Here is a 22,000-nt window from a genome sequence, read left to right as displayed (position 1 = left end):
TTTTTTATACCAGATAACGTAGCGAAGCCAGTCCGCGCTACGTTACAAATTACTAAAATCGAACGTTTCCAGGAACGACGTCGTGAACTGACCAGAGCGAAACTTAGGGTCATCCATAAGTTTAATATGGAAAGGTATCGTCGTTTTTATGCCTTCAATAACGAACTCCTGCAACGCCCGCTTCATTCGGGTGATGACTTCATCCCGCGATTGGCCCGAAACGATCAGTTTAGCAATCATCGAGTCATAGTTCGGCGGAATTGTGTAGCCGCTATATACGTGACTATCGATGCGAACACCGTGCCCACCCGGAAAGTGTAGGTTCGTGATTTTACCGGGCGATGGACGGAAACCGTGTGCTGGATCTTCGGCATTGATTCGGCATTCCATGGCGTATAGTTTCGGCGTATAATTCCGACCCGAAATTTCAGCGCCAGCGGCCACTTTAATTTGCTCTTTAATCAGGTCAAAATCAGTCACTTCTTCCGTGATTGGGTGTTCAACCTGAATCCGGGTATTCATTTCCATGAAATAGAAATCCCCGTGTTTGTCGACTAGAAACTCAACGGTTCCTGCGCCTTCGTAGCCAATAGCCTGTGCCCCTTTGATGGCTGCCTCACCCATTTTCTCCCGAAGTTCGGACGATACAATCGGCGATGGCGTTTCTTCTACCAACTTCTGGTGACGGCGCTGAATCGAGCAATCGCGCTCGGAGAGGTGACAAACTTTACCATACTGGTCACCCACAATTTGAATTTCAATGTGGCGCGGCTCTTCTACATATTTCTCCAGATAAAGTCCATCGTTACCAAAAGCGGCTCCGGCTTCGGTGCGGGCATCATTCCAGGCTTTCTCAAACTCGTCTTCCGAACGTACGATACGCATACCACGTCCACCGCCACCAGCCGTAGCTTTCACAATAACCGGATAACCCATTCCAGCGGACAATTTCTTACCCTGCTCAACCGATTCGAGTAGACCATCGGAGCCGGGAATGACGGGTACACCAGCGGCTCGCATAGTTGCTTTTGCGGTAGCTTTGTCGCCCATACCATTGATTTGCTCAGCCGTAGCGCCGATGAATTTAATACCGTAATCCGTGCAGATTTGCGAGAATTCAGCATTTTCGGACAGAAAGCCGTAACCAGGATGAATGGCATCAGCGCCGGTTACTTCGGCCGCCGAGATAATATTGGGAATGCTTAAGTACGATAACTTGCTGGTTGGCGGCCCAATACAGACGGCTTCATCGGCAAAGCGCACGTGCAGACTGTCACGGTCAGCTGTTGAGTAAACAGCTACCGTTTTTATACCCATCTCGCGGCACGTACGAATGATACGTAGCGCGATCTCTCCCCGATTGGCGATTAATATTTTTTTGAACATGATGTAAAGAGCGAAAGAGCGAAAGAGTGAAAGAGCGAAAGACTGGTTTCCAGCACATTCGCTCTTTCACTCTTTCGCTCTTTATTTTAGTTAGGTTCGACGAGGAACAATGGCTGATCGTATTCGACCGGCGTAGCGTTCTCGACGAGTATTTTTATAATACGGCCCGACACTTCGGACTCGATTTCGTTGAACAACTTCATGGCTTCGATGATGCAGACGACTTTCCCCTCCGTAACACTATCACCGACTTCAACAAACATAGGTGACTCGGGATTAGCCGACCGGTAGAACGTCCCAATCATCGGCGATTTGATGGTGACGTAGTTCGACGTATCGGCCTTTGGTGCCGTAACCGGAGCGGCTGGGGTTGTTGGGGCTACGTACTGAGGCTGAACTGCGGGTGCCTGTGCTACTGGTGTCGCGGGGGGCGGAGCGATCGTTTGAGTTACAGGAGCGCCAGAACCGTAACGCTTGACGCTGATTTTCAGGTCGTTCGTTTCAATATTAACTTCATCCAGGCCCGATTGCGAAATGAAGTCGATTAGTTGTTGAATGTCTTTTGTACTCATAGCTTTTGAATAATGACCGGGTTGCCGTTGCAATGATGAATAGTTAGCCTCTCTGGTTATGAATGACAAGCATCTTGGTATGCTCATCATTTATAATTCATCATTCAAAAGCTTATTTCACGCGTTCTACGTAGTCGTGTGTCCGTGTATCGATCCGAATTTTCTGACCCGACTCAATAAAGAGCGGTACCATAATTTTCGCGCCCGATTCTACCTCAACCCGTTTTTTGGGGCTGTTAGCCGTATCGCCCTTAATACCTGGTTCGGCGTATGTCACCTCCAGTTCAACGAAAGGCGGCAATTCACACGATAGCGGTGTATCGCTATCGGCATTAATCAGGATTTCAACTTCCTGGCCTTCTTTCATCAGATCAGCTCCTTCTACGATCTTCTCGCCCAGATTTATCTGATCAAACGTCTCCTGGTCCATGAAGTTATAACCAGCTTCGTCTTTGTAAAGGTATTGGAATTTTCGACGTTCGACCCGTACCGGATAGATTGTTGCACCTGAGTTGAACGTATTGTCAATGACCCGCCCGGTCGTCAGGCTTTTCAACTTGGTACGCACAAAAGCCGCGCCTTTGCCCGGCTTCACGTGTTGAAATTCAGTAATTTGAAAAAGGTCGTTGTTGTAGTTTAAGACCAGTCCGTTGCGGATATCTGCGGTCGTTGCCATGTTTTATAATAATGTATGATATAAGATCGGGGTCGCCCGTGCGATATGGCGTATGATATAATTCGCAGGCACATTCATACCTCATATATCATACCTCATATATAAAATTAATACGCCCATTTCACATAAGCGGCTCCCCAGGTAAAGCCTCCTCCAAACGCTGCTAACACCAGATTATCGCCCTTTTTCAGACGCGATTCATAGTCAAATAAGCAGAGTGGAATCGTGGCAGCCGTGGTATTGCCATACTTGTGAATGTTCATCATTACCTTGTCGGTATCGATGCCCATTCGGTGTGCCGTGGCGTCAATAATGCGTTTGTTGGCCTGATGGGGCACAAGCCAGGCGACATCGCTGCCAGCCAGGTGGTTGCGCTCCATAATTTCAGCGGATACATCAGCCATATTTTTGACCGCAAATTTAAATACCGACGGTCCATCCTGATAAACGTAGTGCCAGCGTTTTTCTACCGTTTCGTGCGTAGGCGGATAGCGACTTCCGCCCGCTTTCTGAAATAAATGACTTTGCCCAGACCCATCCGACTTGATAATGGAATCCAACAGGCCAAAGCCCTCCTCACCAGGCTGAAGCATAACCGCCCCGGCTCCGTCCCCAAAGAGAACACAGGTAGTCCGGTCAGTATAATCGACAATGGCCGACATTTTATCAGCACCGACGACAATTACCTTTTTATATTTACCCGTTTCGATAAACTGAGAGCCGACGGTCAGTGCATACAGGAATCCGGAACAAGCTGCCTGAATATCGAAACTACCAACGTTACGAATACCAACCATATCGCAGATCAGGTTCGCCGTGCACGGAAATACGTAGTCGGGTGTAGTGGTAGCACAAATAAGCAGATCGACTTCTTCGGGCTTGATATTCATTTTTTCGAGCAAACCTGCCACAGCTTTTGCTCCCATGTGCGAAGAGCCCATACCCTCGCCTTTCAGAATGTGTCGTTCTTTAATACCCGTTCGGCTTGTAATCCATTCATCATTTGTATCCACCATACGCTCCAATTCGGCATTGGTCAGCACATAGTCGGGAACGTAACCATGGATTCCAGTTATGGCAGCTTTACTCATAGGTTGGGAATGCGGGTTGAAGACAAGTCTCTGGTCTAAGCCAGGGCTTGTGCAATTTTAGTGTATGCGTCGGATTCGACCTGCCGGATGGCCAGACCAATCATATTTTTTATGGCCAACGGCGACGAAATGCCATGAGCAATAATCACATTGCCATTGACGCCCAAAATTGGACTGCCTCCAATGGACTCGTAGTTGGTTTTGTCTAGAAAGTCGTCACTGATGCCTCTTTGTTTGGCTACCGAATAAAACGACTCTCCTAGTTTAAACATCGTATTACCCGTGAAGCCGTCTGTCACAATAACATCAGTTGCTCCCGTAAAAAGATCACCGCCTTCAATATTACCAATAAAGTTGATCTTAGTGCTTTCTTTCAGCAGTTGGTGCGCAGCCTGAGCAACCAGCGATCCTTTCTGATCTTCGGTACCGATGTTCATGAGGGCTACGCGCGGCTGTCTTATACCAAATGTATATTGAGCATAAACAGACCCGATTTCACCAAACTGAGCCAACACTTCGGGCTTACAATCGGCGTTTGCGCCAATATCGAGCATCACAGCGTAGCCTCCCGTGATCTGAGGCACTAGGCCAGCGATGCACGGGCGCAAAACACCAGCAATTGCTTTAATGCTAAATAAGGCCCCTACGTGCATGGCTCCTGTGTTCCCTGCACTACAAAATGCCTGAACCTGACCTTCTTTTAAAAGTTTAAACCCAACCCCGATACTGGAATTGGGCTTCTGGGAGAGCGCCTTGGTTGGGTGCTCATCCATTTCGATAACGTCGTCAGCATGAACCAATTCAATATTGGCAACTGCGTGGATATCGTGTTTTTGGGTTAGTTCCTGGATGACAGACTGCTTGCCAATCAGCACAATAGCTACATTTTCCGGCAATTCAGCAGCGGCCATCACAACTCCTTCCACAATTGCGTCGGGAGCGAAATCGCCACCCATTGCGTCCACTGCAATTTTCATTGACTCTGTTTGTTCAATACCTCCCAGTTAAGCTGGCTTCAAAAATAAATACGCGTAAAAATAGGGAGGTGACATGCAATAAAAAAGTATTTCGCGTTCATCTTGAGAAAGACATCAGCGAAATACTCTTCAGAAATCAGCAAGCTTTAAGCCGTTTTGGCGTAATTCTCAATAATCATTTGTCCTTTGTAGAACAGATTTCCTTCAAAAACGTGGGCGTGGTGACGCTCGTGTACTTCACCCGTTTGGGCATCCGTCGAGAGAGTTACAGCCGTAGCCTTGTAATGCGTTCTGCGCTTATCGCGCCGGGTGCTGGAGTGGCGTCGTTTGGGATGTGCCATGATTCAGTCTATAGTTATAAAGTTATATAGTCGTATAGTTTTCGAGTTGCAGGTTGTTCTTTAGCCACGAGTGACCGCTACGGCGAGCCGTTTTACAACCTAATAACTCTACAACTGCAATTAGTTGTCGCTCAATTTACGTAGTGCCTCCCAGCGTGGGTCAATATCCGACTGATCGTCACTATCGTTAGCTGCTTCCGAGCTAGATTGGTAAATTAACTTACTGTCCTGTTCATCGTCCAGATCCTCTTCATCTCGAAACCGAGGGTGAAGGCGTTTCATTGGGAGAGACAGACTGACGAACTCGAAGATATAGCGCGCTACGTTGATAGTCGACGTATTGCGTTCGATAAGTTCAATTTCGTCACTTAACTCCTCATTATGGTCGCCGAATTTCAGCAACATCGTCTGTTGCGTATCTACAGGCTCATCATATTCATCGAGGCTCCGATCGCATACCTGCTCAACGGTGCCAACGATATGAAAATCAAGGCGAATCATCGTTTCAGACTTGTCCAGTAGCACATGCGTCTGGATATTGCCTTTCTTGATTAACTCCTGTTCCATCGCAGCAAAAAACGAATCGTCCGACGTAAAATCGTATTCGTATCGTTTTTTCTCCAGACCAACAATGTTGATGTCGTATGCGCGTAGTACGTTCACCTTTGCACCTCCTCTCAAAAAATAAGACCGCAAAGGTACGAAACGTTTGTTAATCAGGAAAGTACTAAACGAAAATTTAGTTGACCGGATCAATTAACAACTGATTTAACAACTCAACTACCCTACTATTTAAATTCCCTGACAATCAGCAAAAAAGTGCAAGCTCGATGAGAGGATATACATTACTACATTTATATTGTGGCAATTGACCTGAGACGATGCTCCTATTCACTGGTATTACCCTCACTACCATTACCGTACTAGTCCGTATTGTGGCGAATCCGCTGGCCAACGTGTTCCAGAAAAAACTGACGCAGCGCACCGCCGATCCATTATTTGTTATTTCAGCGACCTATGGACTTCTAACCTTGTTCTGTTTAGCCTTCCCAGCACACCTTCAATTTACGGGCCTGTCTCCCCTATTCTGGCAAAGCAGCCTGCTAACCAGCATACTGGCCATGTTCGGCAATGTCTTTCTGGTAAAGGCGCTGCACATCGGAGATTTATCTGTATTGGGACCCATCAACGCCTACAAAGCGGTGGTAGGTATGGTGGTCAGCATTTTTCTTTTGAACGAAATTCCGGGTTGGTGGGGACTTGCCGGTGTTTTTCTGATTATCATTGGCAGTTATATTGTCCTTGGTCATAATGGGCAGCGTAGGGATTTTTCCTGGCGGTCAGTTGGAACCAGCCTGTTTCAACGGCCCGAAGTCAAACTACGGTTAGCAGCCCTGGTATTTTCGGCTATCGATGGCGTATTTCTGAAAAAAGCCATTCTGGTATCGAGCCCGGCCACGGCGTTCTTCTACTGGTGCTTATTGGGTTTTCTGCTCACGTTGATCTGGGTATTAGTAACACTACGTAGCCAATGGCGGCACCAGATAGACATTTTGCTCAATCATAAACTTACCTACGTAGCGCTGTGCCTGGCTGTTGGCATAACCCAGTTGGCCAGTAATGTTGCCCTGGCCAGAATGCCTGTTGGCTATGCCTTGGCCTTGTTTCAAACGTCGGCCCTGATAAGTGTTCTTTTTGGCTATCAGTTTTTTAAAGAGCAGGATATTGGCAGGAAACTCATCGGCGCCAGTGTTATGGTTATTGGAGCAGTATTGATTACAATCCTTGGGTAACTATCTGGCCAAAAATTGGGTTATCGTTACCTAACCAATTAAACTATTATGGCAACGTACCACCTTGTTGACAAAAACGCGATTGAGCACCACAATGAATATTATGAAGTGCGCACTACGCAGGATGGAGATCACCCTAAAAGCCTGTTTTTCACCACCAATGAAGAAAATTTAGAGACTGTCGCCAGTGATATTATTGCCGATAATATGCCGGGAGTGAAGCATTGGACGGTAATTCCGCACCGGAAAGACAGTTAGATACACATTCACCTTCTTTGGCAAACCTACGTCAGACAAAATTTTAATAAAGTTTAAAACAATTTTAATTGATTATAGTTACGCCAAATCTTATCTTCACGAACGAATACTAACCAGTCCCTAGAGCTGGTTAACACCGTAACGTGTAACGATGAAGATTGGTCAAACTCTGCTTTTTGGGAGCTTGTTGATCGCGCTAAGCGGCTTAGTTGCTCCTGCTCAAACCATTACTCCAGCTCAGGCTCGCACCGACTTAAGTTATTTGAAGCGAAAGCTTGATTTGCTCCATCCTGGCATGGGCTTTTATACGCCCCAGCCCCGGATGGAGCAACTGTATGATTCGCTGTATAATCGGCTGACGGCCCCCATGGATTACCTGACGTTCTATCATCACGTAAGCCCGCTTGTGGCTGCCTTGAAAGACGGGCATACAAACCTGAATCATCGTAAAAACTACATCGGTAAGCATACCCGATTTATACCATTTTATATTCGTCCTGTAGGCTCCCAGTATTTTATTAGCCACAATGTGTCGGCCGATACGAGTCTCCAGCGCGGTACAGAATTGCTTACAATTAATGGCCGTACCATTGCCAATCTGCACCAGGAATTAATGAACGCTGACCATTCCGGTTCGGATGGCGATAATGTAACCGGTCGTCAGCAGTGGAGTCTGGTACAGTTTGCCGACTATTATGCAGCCTGGTACGGGTCGGTCGATTCGATCAACATTACCTATCGGCTCGTGGGCGACACACTCGTTCATAGTACCCGCTTAAAATGTCCAACGCTAACTGGCTTTCGGGAAAGAATACGGCGTCGATATGGCGTTGAGATCGGTCAGCAACCTAATCTATCCGTACGGATGGTCGATACGCTCACCCATACAGCCGTGCTACGTGTTTCATCGTTTATGGGACTGAAGAAAAAAGACCCCTTTCAGTGGGCTTTTAATCGTCGGTTGAAACGGGCCTTTAGACAGTTACGCGATGAGAATGTCCAAAATCTGGTGGTGGATATGCAGGGAAATGGGGGCGGCATTGTGTTGAACTCTGCCCGGCTGCTACGTTACTGGATGCCAAAACCGTTTAAGATCATGGAGCATGAAGAGATGAAACGAGCCGCTCGATCCGAACTCGTAACCCGCTGGAATCCAATAGCGGCCCTGAATTTCAGCTTACAATACAAATCAGATGGCGCTGGTGGATTTTCAAGCCGTTCTGCTAACCGACGCTATCGCCCTCGCCGTAAAGATGCCTTTAAAGGGAATTTGTATTTCATGCTGAATGGCGCGTCTTTTTCGGCCACAACATCCGTACTGGCTAAAACGCTCGATGCGGGCATGGGCACCTTCGTCGGTGAAGCTAGTGGCAGCGCGTACTGGGGCGACTTCGCGGGTCATTTTAAAACCGTCACCTTGCCTAACTCAAAACTTCAGGTACGTATACCTTTAAAGAAGCTCACCCACGCCGTTGTAGCCGATCGGGCGAATGGATTTACGGTTGAGCCAGATTTTACGGTTACACGCAGTTATGACGATTTAATGACCAACCGCGACTACGTACTGGATTACACTCTCCGGCTAATTCGTCAGGGAGTCGTTGCCCGTCAACCGATGCAAACACGGCCCTTGCAGGTGTATAGCCCAGCTCGCCAACCCAATAACAGTGAACTCATTACTAACTGATCGCTGTTTACTGGTCTGATAACTGATATTTTGTGTACTGTATCGTTGACGTTGAAACTACAGGGGGCGTAAAAGGCCCTACCCGACTTACTGAAATTGCAATCTTCCGCCACGACGGACAGCAGGTTGTCGACTCGTTCCACTCACTGCTGAACCCCGGTTGTCCAATTCCACCCTTTATCCGCCATCTGACCGGCATTTCCGATGAGATGGTTCAGGACGCGCCCACGTTTGCCGACGTAGCAGCCGACGTAATAAACATTACGCAGGACGCCATTTTTGTCGCTCACAACGTTGGGTTCGACTTCAATTTTATTCAGAAAGAACTAAACTGGCTGGGCCACGACTATTTCCGACGGACGCTTTGCACCGTCCGGACGAGTCGCAAATTGATACCGGGTCACCCCTCCTACAGCTTAGGGAAACTCTGTCGTTCACTTGGGATTCCCCTCAATGGGCGTCACCGTGCCCAGGGTGATGCAGCGGCTACGGTTCTGCTGTTCGAGATGTTACTGCGTCATGATTCACAGGGGCTTATCCCGCACATCACTCCCCAGAATAAACAGACCCACTAATTTAATTGTCCCGTGCCATCTACCCAAAAGTTCTTTGGCTTGGTAGTCTGTTGCTGTGCACCTATAGTTTCATCAAGCCTAACACAGCAAGAAGCCAGACAAGCAATTTGATTGGCGAAGGCTGGGGACGTAATTTGTGACTAGTTGGTTCTTTTTCCTGTTATCCTTCATCATCTTATGGCGTTTACTCCATCTCTTCGATTGTTACTTATGCTGAGTTCATCAACGGTGCTGGCCCAGAGTGGTCCCCCGCTTACGTATCCCACCGCCCGTAAAACCGATCAGGTTGATACCTATCACGGTACTCAAGTTGCTGACCCGTATCGCTGGCTTGAAGATGACCGTTCGGCCGAAACGGCTGAATGGGTCAAGGCCGAGAACAAAGTAACCTTTGACTATCTGGCGCAGATTCCATACCGGAAACAGTTGCAGGACCGGCTGGAACAGATTTATAATTACCCAAAATATTCAGCGCCTAGCCGGAAAGGAGAGTGGTTTTATTTCTCAAAAAACGACGGCTTGCAGAATCAGGCCGTATTATATCGCCAGAAAGGTCTTGACGGAAAGCCCGAATTGGTGATCGATCCAAATAAATTATCGGCCGATGGCACTACGCGGTTAGGCGCATTTTCATTATCGAAAGATGGAAAATATGCCGTAGTCGGTTTATCCAAAGGCGGTTCCGACTGGCAGGAATATCAGATTATGGATTTGGCGACGAAGCAATACCTGCCCGAGAAAGTCGAATGGGTCAAGATATCTGGAGCGGCTTGGCAAGGAGATGGTTTTTATTACAGCCGCTACCCGAAGCCCGAAGGCAGCGCGCTGGCGTCTAAAAATGAAAATCATCAGGTATTCTTTCATAAATTGAATACGCCCCAGTCAGCCGACAGGCTGGTCTATGAAGATCCGAAGAATCCACAGCGATTCCATATCGCCAGCACGACCGACGATGAGCGGTTTGTGCTCTTGTCGATCAGCGATCGGGGCCAGGGGAAAGATGGCAACTCCCTGTTTTTTATGGATGCCAAATCAGCTCAGCAAACGTTTACGCCCGTTGTTGCCGAGGTAACTGATTTTAGTTACGGTGTGATCGATAATGACGGCGATCGGCTGCTGATTCTGACGAACGAGAAGGCGCCAAACAGCAAAGTCATTACGTTCGACACCAAGACAAAGGCATTTTCGACGCTTATTGCGGAGAGACCCGAACCCATTGCCGAAGGAAGCGTGAGCGCAGCCGGTGGTAAGCTATTTGTAGAGTACGCGAAGGATGTGACCTCGAAAGTAGAAGTTTTCAATTATGCAGGAAAGTCTGAAGGTGACGTACAATTACCGGCGATTGGTTCAGCGGGCGGCTTTGGGGGCGAAAAAGACGACAAGTTTGTCTTCTACAGTTTTACATCGTTTACCTTTCCACCAACCATTTACCGGTATGACATTGCCACCCGCAAAAGCACCGTTTTTCGTGCTCCTGAAGTCGACTTCCGGCCAGGCGATTACGAAACAAAACAAGTCTTTTACACGAGTAAGGATGGCACAAAAGTACCCATGTTCCTGACGTACCGGAAGGGCCTGAAACTCGACGGCACAAATCCGACCCTGTTGTATGGTTACGGTGGGTTCAATATAAGTTTACCCCCTTCATTTGGACCGCTCCGCATTCCTTTTCTGGAGCAGGGTGGCGTATACGCACAAGCGAATCTGCGGGGCGGCAGCGAATACGGAGAAAAATGGCATGAGCAGGGTATGAAGCTCAAGAAGCAAAACGTTTTTGATGATTTCATTGCCGCTGCCGAGTATCTGATTGCCCAGCACTATACAAGCCCGGCCAAACTAGCTATTCAGGGTGGTTCAAACGGTGGGTTGCTGGTTGGGGCGGTCATGAATCAACGGCCCGATTTATTCAGGGTGGCAATTCCGCAGGTAGGTGTTATGGATATGCTACGTTTCCATAAGTTCACCATTGGCTGGAACTGGATTGCTGACTATGGCAGTAGCGATAATGCCGACGAATTCAAGGCAATTTATGCGTATTCACCTGTTCATAATATAAAGCCTGGTCTGAATTACCCAGCCACCTTGATCACTACTGCCGACCACGACGATCGCGTGGTTCCGGCTCACTCGTTCAAGTATGCCGCTACGTTACAGGAGGTTTATAAAGGACCGAATCCGGTACTGATACGTATTGATACAAACTCGGGTCACGGAGCCAGCAACACGAAAAAGAATATAGAAACAACCGCCGACATCTACTCGTTTATCCTCTGGAATATGGGCGTGAAGAGTTTGAAAGAGATAGCCAGTAAGTAAATGTTTTTATAACACATAAAAATGGCCATCTGATGAATCAGGTGGCCATTTTTATGAAATTGATCTACCTAGAATTTGAATGTAACACCTAATTTTAACGGAGCAATATCCGAAGCGAGCTCAGCGAAAGCTCCTACTTTCTCATTGAAAAAGTAACGGCCTCCAAGATGAATTGGAACAATAATTCCTCCGCTACTTCCATAGAAATAAGTGCCTGAGTAACCTTGGTAACCTAACCCAATTCCTGCGTATAGGTCTGCCTTTTCAGAAGAAAGGTTCAACAACTCATTAAAATGGTAGGAACCACGTGCGCCTATAGAAAAAGAGGATACGCCATATCCACTAAGGCCGCTATAATTTAATCGCCGATAGTCTACAAAACCCCCGACAGTAATATTTCTTACAACGCCAATTTCAAGTGATGCGCCAAATGATACACCAGAGCTATATCCTATTCCAAGTCCATAGCCGCCAACGCCTATCCCTACGTTTAACAGCTTGGAACCTTTATCTGGAACATATTGGGCAAATGATTGAGTACCGACTAACAAGCCAAGCACCAGTAAAATAGAAAAGTGGATTTTTTTCATTTGGTTCAACTGATTTAAAAGTAAAATTTCGGACAAAGTAAATGCGAATCTTTTGGGCGACCAAGCAAAACTGTAAACGTCTTATTAATCGGTCATATATAGACTCTACCACTAAATACGTACTGAACTTGCGAAATTTAAACGTACCTGGCTATAAATCGAACGAAAGCATATAAACCAAAATCCTCATAATCAACAACTTGTTTTCCAGCAAAAAATAACAACATACTTTGTTCACCAAAAAAGTAACTCATAGCCAACTTGCATTATTTATAAATAAATATACCAATATAGCGCAATAAGTAACTTCCAAATTCCATTTCGGTTCAAATACCTTTCCAAAAAGGTGGCTTCTGATAGGTTAATCGTGGGCTTGGTTACGAATTTCCTTTGACTGGCCAATCACGGTTAAGTACTCGTTGCCAGGCCAAAGATGTAGAGAAGGGCAATCGGGCATATAGCTGACGACGTGGTGTTGCAACCATTCGTCAGGTTTGTGGTTGTTCAATGATAGCCTATAATTACCTGCATAAAATTTGCCCACTAAGCCCGTGAAAGATTTCGATACCAACCGGTTCCGCTATGACGGAGACAAGGAGTTTAAAATTAAAAAAGCACCCACAGACGTGGATAAGCTTTACGAAGATAAAGATCATTATGAAGCCCTGCTGCGGCAACAGGCGGCCGACATTGACAAGTGGCAGGAACGAATGTATGCCTACAACCGGTATGGCGTAATCGTGGTGTTTCAGGCACTGGATGCAGCTGGCAAAGATGGCACGATTCAACACGTTTTTACGGGTACAAATCCAGCGGGCGTACGTGTCTATTCGTTTAAACGACCAACTGATCAGGAGCTTGATCATGATTTTTTATGGCGTAGCTGGCGCGAATTGCCTGAACGCGGGACCATTGGCATCTTTAACCGCTCCTATTACGAAGAAGTGCTGGTCACAAAAGTCCATCCGGAGATTCTGACGCAAAGCCAGCGATTGCCCGAAAAAACAACCAGTGATCTGAATAAGCTCTTCAAACAGCGGTACGAATCCATTCGGGATATGGAAAAATTCCTCTACCGAAACGGCTTTATAACAATTAAGTTTTATCTGCACGTTTCTAAAAAAGAGCAGGCAGATCGCCTTATCGCCCGGATTAAGGACCCCGAAAAAAACTGGAAGTTTGAAGAAGGGGACGTTAAGGAACGGGAGTTCTGGGACGGCTATCAGGATGCCTACCAGGAAGCGATCAACGAAACCGCTACGGACAACGCGCCTTGGTACGTGATTCCGGCCGACGATAAAGAAAACATGCGTCTGCTAGTCGGTCAGGTAATTATTGAGGAACTTAAGAAGCTACCTATTGCCAAGCCCGATCCCGACGAGAAGCGATTTAAGGAGTTGCAAAAATTAATATCTGTTATTGAAGGTCAATAACGCAGCTGGAAAGCCGCGATTATCTAGTAATGAAATCGCGGCTTTCCAGCTGCGTTACATCATGAAAAAACTCAACACTAATACGTTCCGATACGACGGAAAAAAGCCATTTTCATCTAAGGCGACCCCCACCTTGGTTGAATCATCCTATGCCGACGAAGCAGATCTTGATCGCCAGCTGGATGAATTAGCCGAGCGAATGGATCAGGCCCAGAACCGGATGCACGCCGATGAACACTACGGGATGCTGGTGGTATTTCAGGCGATGGATGCCGCAGGCAAGGATAGCAGTATTCGGCGCGTTTTCAAAGGCGTCAATCCGTCCCGCTTTCAGATGGCACCGTTCAAAAAGCCAGCGGAAGAAGACCTGAAACACGATTTCCTTTGGCGGTTTTGGCAGGAGCTTCCCGAACGGGGTAACATTGGCGTATTCAACCGGTCTTACTACGAAGAAGTGCTTGCGCTACGTGTCCATCCGGAACGGCTGAAGCAGCAGTTGATTCCAGAAAATTTGCTCCCTGAAAATGACCAGACGCTTTGGAAACAACGGTTTGGCGACATTGTCCACTTCGAGGATTATCTGTTCCGAAATGGTTTCCCAATTGTGAAATTCTACCTGCATGTTGCCAGGGAAGAACAGGGGAAACGACTGATTGCCCGCCTGGAAGACACCGAAAAGCAGTGGAAATTGAGTGCAAACGATTTAGAAGAACGAGCGTTCTGGCCTGAGTATATGCAAGCCTATGAGGATACCATCAACGCAACGGCCACTCGTCAGAATCCCTGGTATGTCATTCCGAGTGATGACCGCAATAACCAGCAGCTCATTATTGCTCACATTCTGACCGATGTACTGGAATCACTGCCCGTATCGTTTCCTAAGACGGACGAAAAAGAAGCGCAGAAACTAATAAGGCAAATCAAGAAGCAGGATGGTGGCAAATAACTTCTCGTTTACTGTACGCTCATTTGATATTTATTGGTTTTGTCCTACGTCCAATACCGTTCACGACTAGATTTAGTCGGTTCATCTAATTTCTGCTTAATCCGAGTAGTGCCCTTCCTATTTTTGCGTTAATTACCTGATCCATCATTCCGTGAATGTGTGGCCAAATGATAACGCAATGAAACAGACTATACGATTCTGGCTCTACTGTCTCCCGCTCGCTTTTCTACTTGTGGGCAACAGCGAAGCACAGACCACCAATACACTCGAAAAATCTCCAGGTAAGACTGTCCATGCGGGCTATACCGTCAGTGGATACATTAAGGACGCGGCCAACGGTGAAGGACTGATTGGCGTGTCGGTTTACGTAAAGGAAACGGGTACGGGAGCGGTCACGAATAGTTATGGCTTTTTCGCAGTAACCGTCCCATCGGGAACATACACACTGGTAATCAGCTACGTTGGTTACGCCAGACAGACCAAGACGGTTGACCTGACCGAACGAAACGTACGGCTTGACCTCGAACTCAGCCAGGAAGGAAAGCAGCTTCAGGAAGTGGTTGTTTCGACAACCCGCGAGGACGACAACGTCAAGAATATTGAAATGAGCGTCAATAAAATTGACGTTAAAACGCTGAAACGCATTCCCGCACTCCTCGGCGAAGTAGACGTAATACGCAGTATTCAGCTGCTGCCGGGGGTCTCAACCGTGGGCGAAGGCGCCACAGGATTCAACGTTCGGGGTGGAAGTATTGATCAGAATCTGGTGCTGCTCGATGAAGCACCGATTTACAACTCCTCCCACTTATTTGGCTTTTTCTCGGTTTTTAACCCCGACGCCGTTAAGGACGTAAAGCTTATAAAAGGCGGTATTCCGTCGAACTATGGAGGACGTATTTCCTCAATCCTCGACGTCCGGCTGAAAGAAGGCAACGCTAAAAAAGCCGAGTTAAACGGCGGTATCGGCCTGATTTTCAGCAGACTTTCCTATGAACGACCGCTTTTTAAAGGGAGGGGCTCTTTCATCGTGGCAGCCCGTCGCTCCTATGCTGATATTCTGGCCCAGCCCTTTTTAAATAAAGATTTGAAAGGCGCTAAATTCTATTTCTACGATCTGACGGCGAAAGGCAATTACCGCATCAACGACAAAAACACGGTGTTTCTCTCGGGCTATCTTGGTCGCGACGTATTTGGGTCGGATTTTGGATTCAACTGGGGCAATGCGACGATTTCGGCCCGCTGGAATCATGTATTCAGCGACCGTTTGTTTCTAAATACGACAGCTTATTACAGCAATTACGATTATTCGCTGAACACCGACCTGAAGCAGAAAAGTCCGGATGACTTTTTTCGGACCGACTCCCGTATTGTCAACTACAGCATCAAACCTGACTTTTCGCTTTTTCTGGGCAAGAACACAATTACGTTCGGTGGGCAGGCGATCATCCATGATTTCCAGCCGGGAACGGCCACCGCTGCCAGCTCGGGCGCTGTTAGAAGTTTCGGCGTAGCTAACAAACATGCGCTGGAAAGTGCGTTATACATAGGTAATGAGCAACAATTCACGCCAAAACTGCAACTTCAGTATGGCCTGCGCTATTCATTATTCAATTATAGAGGACCGGGCGAGGCCTATACGTTTCAGACCGACGTTCCGTTTGGAACACGGCGCGAAGTCGTAACAACGGTGGCGTACCGGGGAAGCGATGTCATAAAGACCTACGGTAACTGGGAACCACGCTTTTCTGCTAAGTATGATTTGAGCCCCAACAGCTCGCTGAAATTAAGTTATAATCGACTGGCCCAATATATTCATCTGATTTCCAATACAACCGCGTCGACACCGCTGGACGTCTGGACAACGTCGACCAATAACATCAAACCACAAATTGCTGACCAGATCGCCGGAGGTTATTTCAAGAACTTCGGGCGTTCCACTGGAACGGGCAGCGAGTTCGAAGCCTCCGTGGAGGTTTATTACAAATGGCTTCAGAATCAGATTGATTACATTGATGGGGCCAGCCTGATCCTGAACAAATACCTCGAAGGCGATTTGCTAACTGGCAAAGGCCGTGCTTACGGAGCCGAGTTTTTTGTAAAACGGAACACAGGTGTCGTAAATGGCTGGGTTAGTTATACGCTGGCCAAAACGGAACGGCAGGTGGATGGTATCAATAACAACAACTGGTATCCAACGCGCTTCGACAAACGGCACGTACTAACCACGGTACTTCTGTTCGATCCCCCAAATGCTAAACGCTGGAATTTCTCGGCTACGTTTACCTACGCCAGCGGCACGCCCGGTACGTTCCCGACAGGCCGCTTTGAGTATGACGGGCACGTAACGCCCATCTACGAAGCACGCAATAACTACCGAATTCCGGCCTATCACCGGCTCGACCTGGCGGCAACGTTGCAGGGCCGGAAGCGGGCGGGCAAACGGAAAGATGACAACTGGGTATTTTCGGTCTACAACGTATATGCTCGAAAGAACGCGTTTTCGGTTTATTTTCAGCCGAATACTGACAATCCGCGTGTGACGGAAGCGATTCGATACTCCGTTTTTGCTACCCTGATTCCATCCGTGACCTATAATTTCAAATTCTAGTAGGATCGGCCTGCTGGGCTGGCCGATATACAGATAGACAATCAGCCCGCTGGGCCGGTACTATACTATGAAAGCATTACTTATTTTCTCATTCCTTGCCGCGGCTGTTCTCACATTGAATAGTTGCACGACCGTTATCGACGCCAAACTCGACACGGGTCCGACGGAGCTTTCGGTAGACGGAACAATTACAGATCAGCCCGGTTCGCAAACGATTCGACTGACCCAAACAGCGGCTTATTTTGATAACAGTCAACCCTCTGCTGCCATCAGCGCAAGCGTTACCGTTTCGGATAATGCCGGGAAGACCTATCAATTTTCAGATCCCGATAATGATGGTTACTACGTCTGGCAACCAACCGGAAAAGATACGCTGGGACGTATTGGACGGACGTACCAACTCAACATTACGTATCAGGGAGAGACGTACAAAGCCAGTTCGAAAATGAACAAAGTGCCGCCCATCGACTCAATTGTTTTCGTGAAACGAAAGCTGAATCCACTGTCAAAAAACGAAGGGTATCGGGCGGAGTTTTATGCTATTGATATTCCAAATGAAGTAGACAATTACCGGGTTAAGTTTTTCCGGAACGGCGAGTTTCAGAATAAACCCCGAAATATTATTACGACGCAGGACGGTGGATTCGGCGGCAGTAACAACGGCGTTACGGATGGGTTGATGTTTATTGCACCCATTCGTCGGTCCATAAATCCCGATAGTTTATACGTACTGAATGATGTAGTGCGGGTTGAGCTTGGATCATTACCCGCCGAAGCATTAACATTCTGGCAACAACTGCGTACTCAGATCACGAATGGTGGCTTATTCGCAACGCCCCCCACCAATGTTCCAACAAACATCCTGAATACCAACCCAAACGGACGAAAGGCAACGGGTTTCTTTATTGCCTCGGCCATTCGCACCCGCACGGCCGCCGTAACCGACGCCAATATTCGAGTGCGACCGGATTAGCGTTCTGTCAGTCCGACGCCGGAGGAATCTTAAGCTTGACCAATAGGAGACTTTAAGATTTCTCCTGCATCGGAATGACAGAAAATGAACCGCCTATTTCTTCATAATCACTTCTCCCGGCAGCAACCAGACTCCCCGCGCTGATTGCGAATAAAATGACGTTCCGAAGGGAATTTCCTGACGTCTGATACGTCCATTTTTAAGACGAATATCAACAACGGTTATGCGCGTGTCTACAGGTGTGAACGTCTGCGGTTGCTGAACGGCAAACACACGTAGCGGTCCCCGGTTTTCGGTGACGGCCAACCGACAATGTCCTTGCGCATCAGGCCAGCTAGCCAATGCTTTGGCATTACCGGGAACATAGAACCCCGATTGGGCTAGTGTCAATGGCTTAAAGCCTCCTTTACCGTCGCCTTTGAGAACAAGCCCGTTGAAAGCATCCATTCGCCCCGCCACCATGTCGCTACCGTGATCATTGCCAACCAGTACGGCATCCAGATTTCCATCACCATCTACGTCCTGCGCCAGCATTCCAAATACAGGAGCCGTTTGAGCCATTAGCGGCAAAGGTCGAACCTCGAACTTGCCATTGCCTTTATTCTCAATGTAGCTGCTTGGCACATAGGTTGCCGATAGTTTCAGTGCCTGATTTCGTTCATCTTCCGTCAGAATCTGGTTCATGGTTGCCTCACCAAACGCTCCGTATTTAATATATCGACGTTTAATTCCGATCATTTGTTTTACCATGTCGTCCCAGCCGAAGTATGGATACTCTTCATACTGGCCTTTGGCGTTCCTGAAATAAACGGACGGAAAGGCATCGTAAAACCCGTTGTTATCGAAGTCACCAGCGTAGATACGTACGGGCCGATCAGTACTGGGCCGAAGCAGATTATTCTGCCCCAGGTTACCGGCCAGATAATCCACGTCGCCGTCGTTGTCGAAGTCGCCAGCGGTCAGTGAATTCCAGAAACCCGTTTTCTCTGACAACCCGCTATTATCGAGCGGTTTTAATTGACCTTTTTCGTTGTAAAGCACTGTAATGGGTGCCCATTCACTGGCTAGCATCAAGTCAATATAGCCGTCGTTATCGTAATCCGTCCAGAGCGCATCGCAGGTCAAACCACCTTTGGCAAGAATGGGCGCAACCTGAGCCGTTGCATCCGTGAATTTCGGTTTACCCTTCACGCTTTCATTACGTAGCAGATAACTTGGCACCGACATCGGGTATTTATTGGGTTCAACGCGCCCCCCAACGAACAGGTCCAGATCGCCGTCTCGATCAAAATCGGCAGCTTTCACACAGGAACCATTTACCTGAAAATTGGGTAAGGCACTGGCATCCAGCGAAAAGTTACCTTTACCATCGTTCACGTAAAGCCGGTGGCGCATGGCCTCTGCCAACTGATCCGGGTTAAATTCGGGGCTGCCACTGGCCGCATAAAGATCCAGATCCCCGTCGGCGTCGGCATCGAACAACAGCAACCCAGCATCTTCGGAGAGTTTGGTCGGCAAGGTTTTCACCGTAAAATGGTCCGATTTGTCCTGTAAAAGCACAGCTGCCGAATGTCCGGCACTTCCACCCAAAACCATGTCAGCCAGACCATCGCCGTTTACGTCGCCCACGGCCAGCGCTGGGCCATATTCGGTAAGTTTATGCAGGAGCGTTTTCTGCAAATTAAAGTCAATAATGTCCGTTTCTTCGTGCTTATACGTAATACCAAGCGCGCCCGTTACGTCCTGAAATAGCTGTTTAGGAGCCTGAACAATAGTGGGCGCGGCTGACCGGGCGTCAGTTGCTTTGACTGTGATTGTCTGATCGGCGTTGACGCTGGGCAAGATTTGTACCCGACCACCGGGCCAGGTTACTTTCAGGTTTTTCACTACCTTGACCTTCCCTAAACCCAGATGCGCCACCGGCTCCACGCTGGACAAAAAGCCTCGGTAGGGCGTATGTTCATAAAATTCTTTATGGCCGTTGGGCAACTCATACTCAACCGTTGCACCAAGTCCCATCAGGTTAGCGCCATCACCCTGAAACTGAATACGGAGATAATGCGTGTCTGACTGCTGATCGGTCAGGTTATTCCGGTAGACGAAGGCCTCGTCGTTGATGTTGTTAATAACATAATCCAGATCGCCATCGCCGTCAAAATCGGCATAGGCTGCGCCATTCGAAAAACTCGGCTCGGTCATCCCCCATTTATCCGTTACGTTCTCGAACGACGGACCGCCGGACCGATCATCGCCCTTATTTCGATATGCATAATTACTGACCTTCACCTGAGGCATTTTCTCGGTCAGGCTTTTGCGTAATCCGTCACTCAAATAGGAGTCAACTGAGCTATAATACGTAGTAAAATCGCGGTCGGTCACGTCACGCGGGAAGCCATTCGTAATCATTAGATCGCGATTACCGTCATGGTCAAAATCAGCCAGCAACGCCGACCAGCTCCATTCAGTTTCAGCAACACCCGCGAGCATACTTATCTCACTGAAAACCGGCACATTAGCCGTTGATGTATCCGACGGCCGTACTCCGGAAGGCCGTACCCCCTGATTCAGTTGCAAGGTATTGCGGGCGTACTGGTGTTCGTAGCCCATGCGGTCCCACTCCTGATAGGCGAAATAGCTGCTGGGACCCATCAGACTTTTCTTGCGCAGGTTGTCTTCGGGCAGCATGTCCATAACAATAATGTCGGCCAGACCGTCGCCGTTTATATCCGCTACGTCGTTGCCCATCGCCGATGAGCTGGTGTGCTTAAACGAATCGTGAGCGCGGTTTGTGAACGTTCCGTTGTGATTATTGATGTACAATACGTCGTTGGTGGCAAAGTCATTGGTTACGAAAATGTCCTTCCAGCCGTCGCGGTTGATGTCGCAGATATTGACCCCCAGGCCAAATCCTTCGGCTAATGTTCCAGCCAGTTTTGTTACGTCGGTGAAATACGCATGGCCGCGCTTGGCGTCGAAATCATTTCGGTACAGTCGGTCGGTGTTGGGCGACGTACCGTCATTCACCCGAGCGCGCAGGTTCGTTGGATTGCGGGGATCATCTATCTGGTCAACCAGTACAAATAGGTCAAGATCGCCGTCGTTGTCGTAGTCGAAAAAAGTAGAATGGGTAGTATACGTTGTATCCGCAATACCGTAGTCGGCAGCCATTTCGCGAAATTTCGGCGCACCGTCGGCGTCATTTCCCTGGTTGACATACAGCAAATTAGCCCGTTGGTTGGCTTTTTTGTGGAGTGTAGTCGATACGTATACGTCTAACTTTCCATCCGCATTAATATCAACCACCGACACACCCGAACACCAGCGTCCTCCTCCTCCAACACCCGCCACCTGTGTGATATCTTTGAAATGAAGTTTATCGCCGGCAGACTCTGTCTCATTGATATACAGCTTATTCGACACCTGATTACCCGCAAAAAATACATCGGGTTTCTTGTCGCCGTTGAAATCGCCGACGCCAACACCGCCACCATTGTAGATGTACTGGTAATTAAGAATGTTGAGCGTATCGCTATCCGTGATGATATTGTTAAACGTAATGCCCGTTTCTGATGACGTAAGCAGGTCAAACAGCGGTTTCTCACGACAGGCCGTGAATAAAAATAGAAACGCGACAGGCAGAAGCCAAGCGCTGTTTCGCAGAGTTGATTTCATGAATTGAAAGGAGCCATTTACGGTGGCAGTAGTAACAGATTATCTCCAAATTTATCTATAAAAAACACCGTACCGACACAGCGGTAGCTTTTTTGTAACGAACGTC

General features: G+C 47.9%; 18 protein-coding genes. 9 read left to right on the top strand and 9 right to left on the bottom strand.

Annotated features, from left to right (window positions below):
* Nucleotides 1–42: 42 nt before the first annotated feature.
* The 7 genes from accC to ACYVEA_RS14440 all read right to left on the bottom strand — a co-directional run bounded on the left by accC (nt 43) and on the right by ACYVEA_RS14440 (nt 5,706).
* Entirely contained in the window at nt 43–1,386 is a 1,344-nt protein-coding gene (gene accC, locus ACYVEA_RS14470; RefSeq protein ID WP_461114160.1) for an acetyl-CoA carboxylase biotin carboxylase subunit, read from the bottom strand.
* 86 nt (nt 1,387–1,472) lie between these two features.
* On the bottom strand, nt 1,473–1,958 hold the full coding sequence (gene accB, locus ACYVEA_RS14465) for an acetyl-CoA carboxylase biotin carboxyl carrier protein (RefSeq protein WP_461114159.1): 486 nt from the start codon (nt 1,956–1,958) through the stop codon (nt 1,473–1,475).
* 112 nt (nt 1,959–2,070) lie between these two features.
* A complete protein-coding gene (gene efp / locus ACYVEA_RS14460; RefSeq protein ID WP_093829890.1) occupies nt 2,071–2,634 on the bottom strand; it encodes an elongation factor P in 564 nt (187 codons plus the stop codon).
* Nucleotides 2,635–2,741: 107 nt separating this feature from the next.
* Entirely contained in the window at nt 2,742–3,725 is a 984-nt protein-coding gene (locus ACYVEA_RS14455; RefSeq protein WP_461114158.1) for a beta-ketoacyl-ACP synthase III, read from the bottom strand.
* A gap of 35 nt (nt 3,726–3,760) precedes the next feature.
* Nucleotides 3,761–4,702 carry a phosphate acyltransferase PlsX gene (plsX, locus tag ACYVEA_RS14450; RefSeq protein ID WP_461114157.1) on the bottom strand — a complete coding sequence of 314 codons (942 nt, stop codon included), beginning with the start codon at nt 4,700–4,702 and terminating at the stop codon, nt 3,761–3,763.
* 146 nt (nt 4,703–4,848) lie between these two features.
* Nucleotides 4,849–5,043, bottom strand: coding sequence for a 50S ribosomal protein L32 (rpmF, locus tag ACYVEA_RS14445; protein WP_077923042.1), 195 nt, complete (start codon nt 5,041–5,043; stop codon nt 4,849–4,851).
* Between the two features lie 120 nt (nt 5,044–5,163).
* The gene (locus tag ACYVEA_RS14440) at nt 5,164–5,706 is read right to left on the bottom strand and encodes a YceD family protein (RefSeq protein WP_461114592.1); all 543 of its coding nucleotides are present in this window, start codon (nt 5,704–5,706) and stop codon (nt 5,164–5,166) included.
* 218 nt (nt 5,707–5,924) lie between these two features.
* Here ACYVEA_RS14440 and ACYVEA_RS14435 point away from each other — a divergent pair, with 218 nt between their 5' ends.
* From ACYVEA_RS14435 to ACYVEA_RS14415, 5 genes are all read left to right on the top strand, one after another.
* Complete coding sequence (locus tag ACYVEA_RS14435; protein ID WP_461114156.1) at nt 5,925–6,836, top strand: EamA family transporter; 912 nt, start codon at nt 5,925–5,927, stop codon at nt 6,834–6,836.
* 48 nt (nt 6,837–6,884) lie between these two features.
* Nucleotides 6,885–7,094, top strand: a complete 210-nt coding sequence (locus tag ACYVEA_RS14430; RefSeq protein WP_461114155.1) for a hypothetical protein — start codon at nt 6,885–6,887, stop codon at nt 7,092–7,094.
* Nucleotides 7,095–7,245: 151 nt separating this feature from the next.
* Nucleotides 7,246–8,781: a S41 family peptidase gene (locus tag ACYVEA_RS14425; protein WP_461114154.1), complete on the top strand. Its 1,536-nt coding sequence runs from the start codon at nt 7,246–7,248 to the stop codon at nt 8,779–8,781.
* A 32-nt stretch (nt 8,782–8,813) separates the two neighbouring features.
* Entirely contained in the window at nt 8,814–9,356 is a 543-nt protein-coding gene (locus tag ACYVEA_RS14420) for a 3'-5' exonuclease (protein WP_461114153.1), read from the top strand.
* A gap of 210 nt (nt 9,357–9,566) precedes the next feature.
* Nucleotides 9,567–11,672 (top strand): prolyl oligopeptidase family serine peptidase, encoded by a 2,106-nt coding sequence (locus ACYVEA_RS14415; protein ID WP_461114152.1) that lies wholly within the window; start codon nt 9,567–9,569, stop codon nt 11,670–11,672.
* Nucleotides 11,673–11,740: 68 nt separating this feature from the next.
* Here the strand turns inward: ACYVEA_RS14415 and ACYVEA_RS14410 are convergent, their stop codons facing one another.
* Nucleotides 11,741–12,262, bottom strand: a complete 522-nt coding sequence (locus ACYVEA_RS14410; protein ID WP_461114151.1) for a hypothetical protein — start codon at nt 12,260–12,262, stop codon at nt 11,741–11,743.
* A gap of 551 nt (nt 12,263–12,813) precedes the next feature.
* Here ACYVEA_RS14410 and ACYVEA_RS14405 point away from each other — a divergent pair.
* The 4 genes from ACYVEA_RS14405 to ACYVEA_RS14390 all read left to right on the top strand — a co-directional run bounded on the left by ACYVEA_RS14405 (nt 12,814) and on the right by ACYVEA_RS14390 (nt 18,222).
* Entirely contained in the window at nt 12,814–13,695 is an 882-nt protein-coding gene (locus ACYVEA_RS14405) for a PPK2 family polyphosphate kinase (protein WP_461114150.1), read from the top strand.
* Between the two features lie 61 nt (nt 13,696–13,756).
* Entirely contained in the window at nt 13,757–14,641 is an 885-nt protein-coding gene (locus tag ACYVEA_RS14400) for a PPK2 family polyphosphate kinase (RefSeq protein WP_461114149.1), read from the top strand.
* Between the two features lie 178 nt (nt 14,642–14,819).
* Nucleotides 14,820–17,249, top strand: a complete 2,430-nt coding sequence (locus ACYVEA_RS14395) for a TonB-dependent receptor (protein ID WP_461114148.1) — start codon at nt 14,820–14,822, stop codon at nt 17,247–17,249.
* Between the two features lie 67 nt (nt 17,250–17,316).
* Entirely contained in the window at nt 17,317–18,222 is a 906-nt protein-coding gene (locus ACYVEA_RS14390) for a DUF4249 domain-containing protein (RefSeq protein ID WP_461114147.1), read from the top strand.
* Nucleotides 18,223–18,315: 93 nt separating this feature from the next.
* Here ACYVEA_RS14390 and ACYVEA_RS14385 read toward each other — a convergent pair whose 3' ends face one another.
* On the bottom strand, nt 18,316–21,894 hold the full coding sequence (locus ACYVEA_RS14385; protein WP_461114146.1) for a VCBS repeat-containing protein: 3,579 nt from the start codon (nt 21,892–21,894) through the stop codon (nt 18,316–18,318).
* Between the last annotated feature and the right edge of the window lie 106 nt (nt 21,895–22,000).

Source organism: Spirosoma jeollabukense (assembly GCF_054777855.1).
This window is presented reverse-complemented; position numbering and strand designations above follow the sequence as displayed.

What these genes read in the sequence shown, in the direction of transcription:
- accB (WP_461114159.1), bottom strand. Translation starts at nt 1,958, where the DNA reads ATGAGTACAAAAGACATTCAACAACTAATCGACTTCATTTCGCAATCG.
- ACYVEA_RS14425 (WP_461114154.1), top strand. Translation starts at nt 7,246, where the DNA reads ATGAAGATTGGTCAAACTCTGCTTTTTGGGAGCTTGTTGATCGCGCTA.
- ACYVEA_RS14455 (WP_461114158.1), bottom strand. Translation starts at nt 3,725, where the DNA reads ATGAGTAAAGCTGCCATAACTGGAATCCATGGTTACGTTCCCGACTAT.
- accC (WP_461114160.1), bottom strand. Translation starts at nt 1,386, where the DNA reads ATGTTCAAAAAAATATTAATCGCCAATCGGGGAGAGATCGCGCTACGT.
- ACYVEA_RS14415 (WP_461114152.1), top strand. Translation starts at nt 9,567, where the DNA reads ATGCTGAGTTCATCAACGGTGCTGGCCCAGAGTGGTCCCCCGCTTACG.
- ACYVEA_RS14435 (WP_461114156.1), top strand. Translation starts at nt 5,925, where the DNA reads ATGCTCCTATTCACTGGTATTACCCTCACTACCATTACCGTACTAGTC.
- plsX (WP_461114157.1), bottom strand. Translation starts at nt 4,702, where the DNA reads ATGAAAATTGCAGTGGACGCAATGGGTGGCGATTTCGCTCCCGACGCA.
- ACYVEA_RS14430 (WP_461114155.1), top strand. Translation starts at nt 6,885, where the DNA reads ATGGCAACGTACCACCTTGTTGACAAAAACGCGATTGAGCACCACAAT.
- rpmF (WP_077923042.1), bottom strand. Translation starts at nt 5,043, where the DNA reads ATGGCACATCCCAAACGACGCCACTCCAGCACCCGGCGCGATAAGCGC.
- ACYVEA_RS14390 (WP_461114147.1), top strand. Translation starts at nt 17,317, where the DNA reads ATGAAAGCATTACTTATTTTCTCATTCCTTGCCGCGGCTGTTCTCACA.
- ACYVEA_RS14385 (WP_461114146.1), bottom strand. Translation starts at nt 21,894, where the DNA reads ATGAAATCAACTCTGCGAAACAGCGCTTGGCTTCTGCCTGTCGCGTTT.
- efp (WP_093829890.1), bottom strand. Translation starts at nt 2,634, where the DNA reads ATGGCAACGACCGCAGATATCCGCAACGGACTGGTCTTAAACTACAAC.
- ACYVEA_RS14395 (WP_461114148.1), top strand. Translation starts at nt 14,820, where the DNA reads ATGAAACAGACTATACGATTCTGGCTCTACTGTCTCCCGCTCGCTTTT.
- ACYVEA_RS14410 (WP_461114151.1), bottom strand. Translation starts at nt 12,262, where the DNA reads ATGAAAAAAATCCACTTTTCTATTTTACTGGTGCTTGGCTTGTTAGTC.
- ACYVEA_RS14400 (WP_461114149.1), top strand. Translation starts at nt 13,757, where the DNA reads ATGAAAAAACTCAACACTAATACGTTCCGATACGACGGAAAAAAGCCA.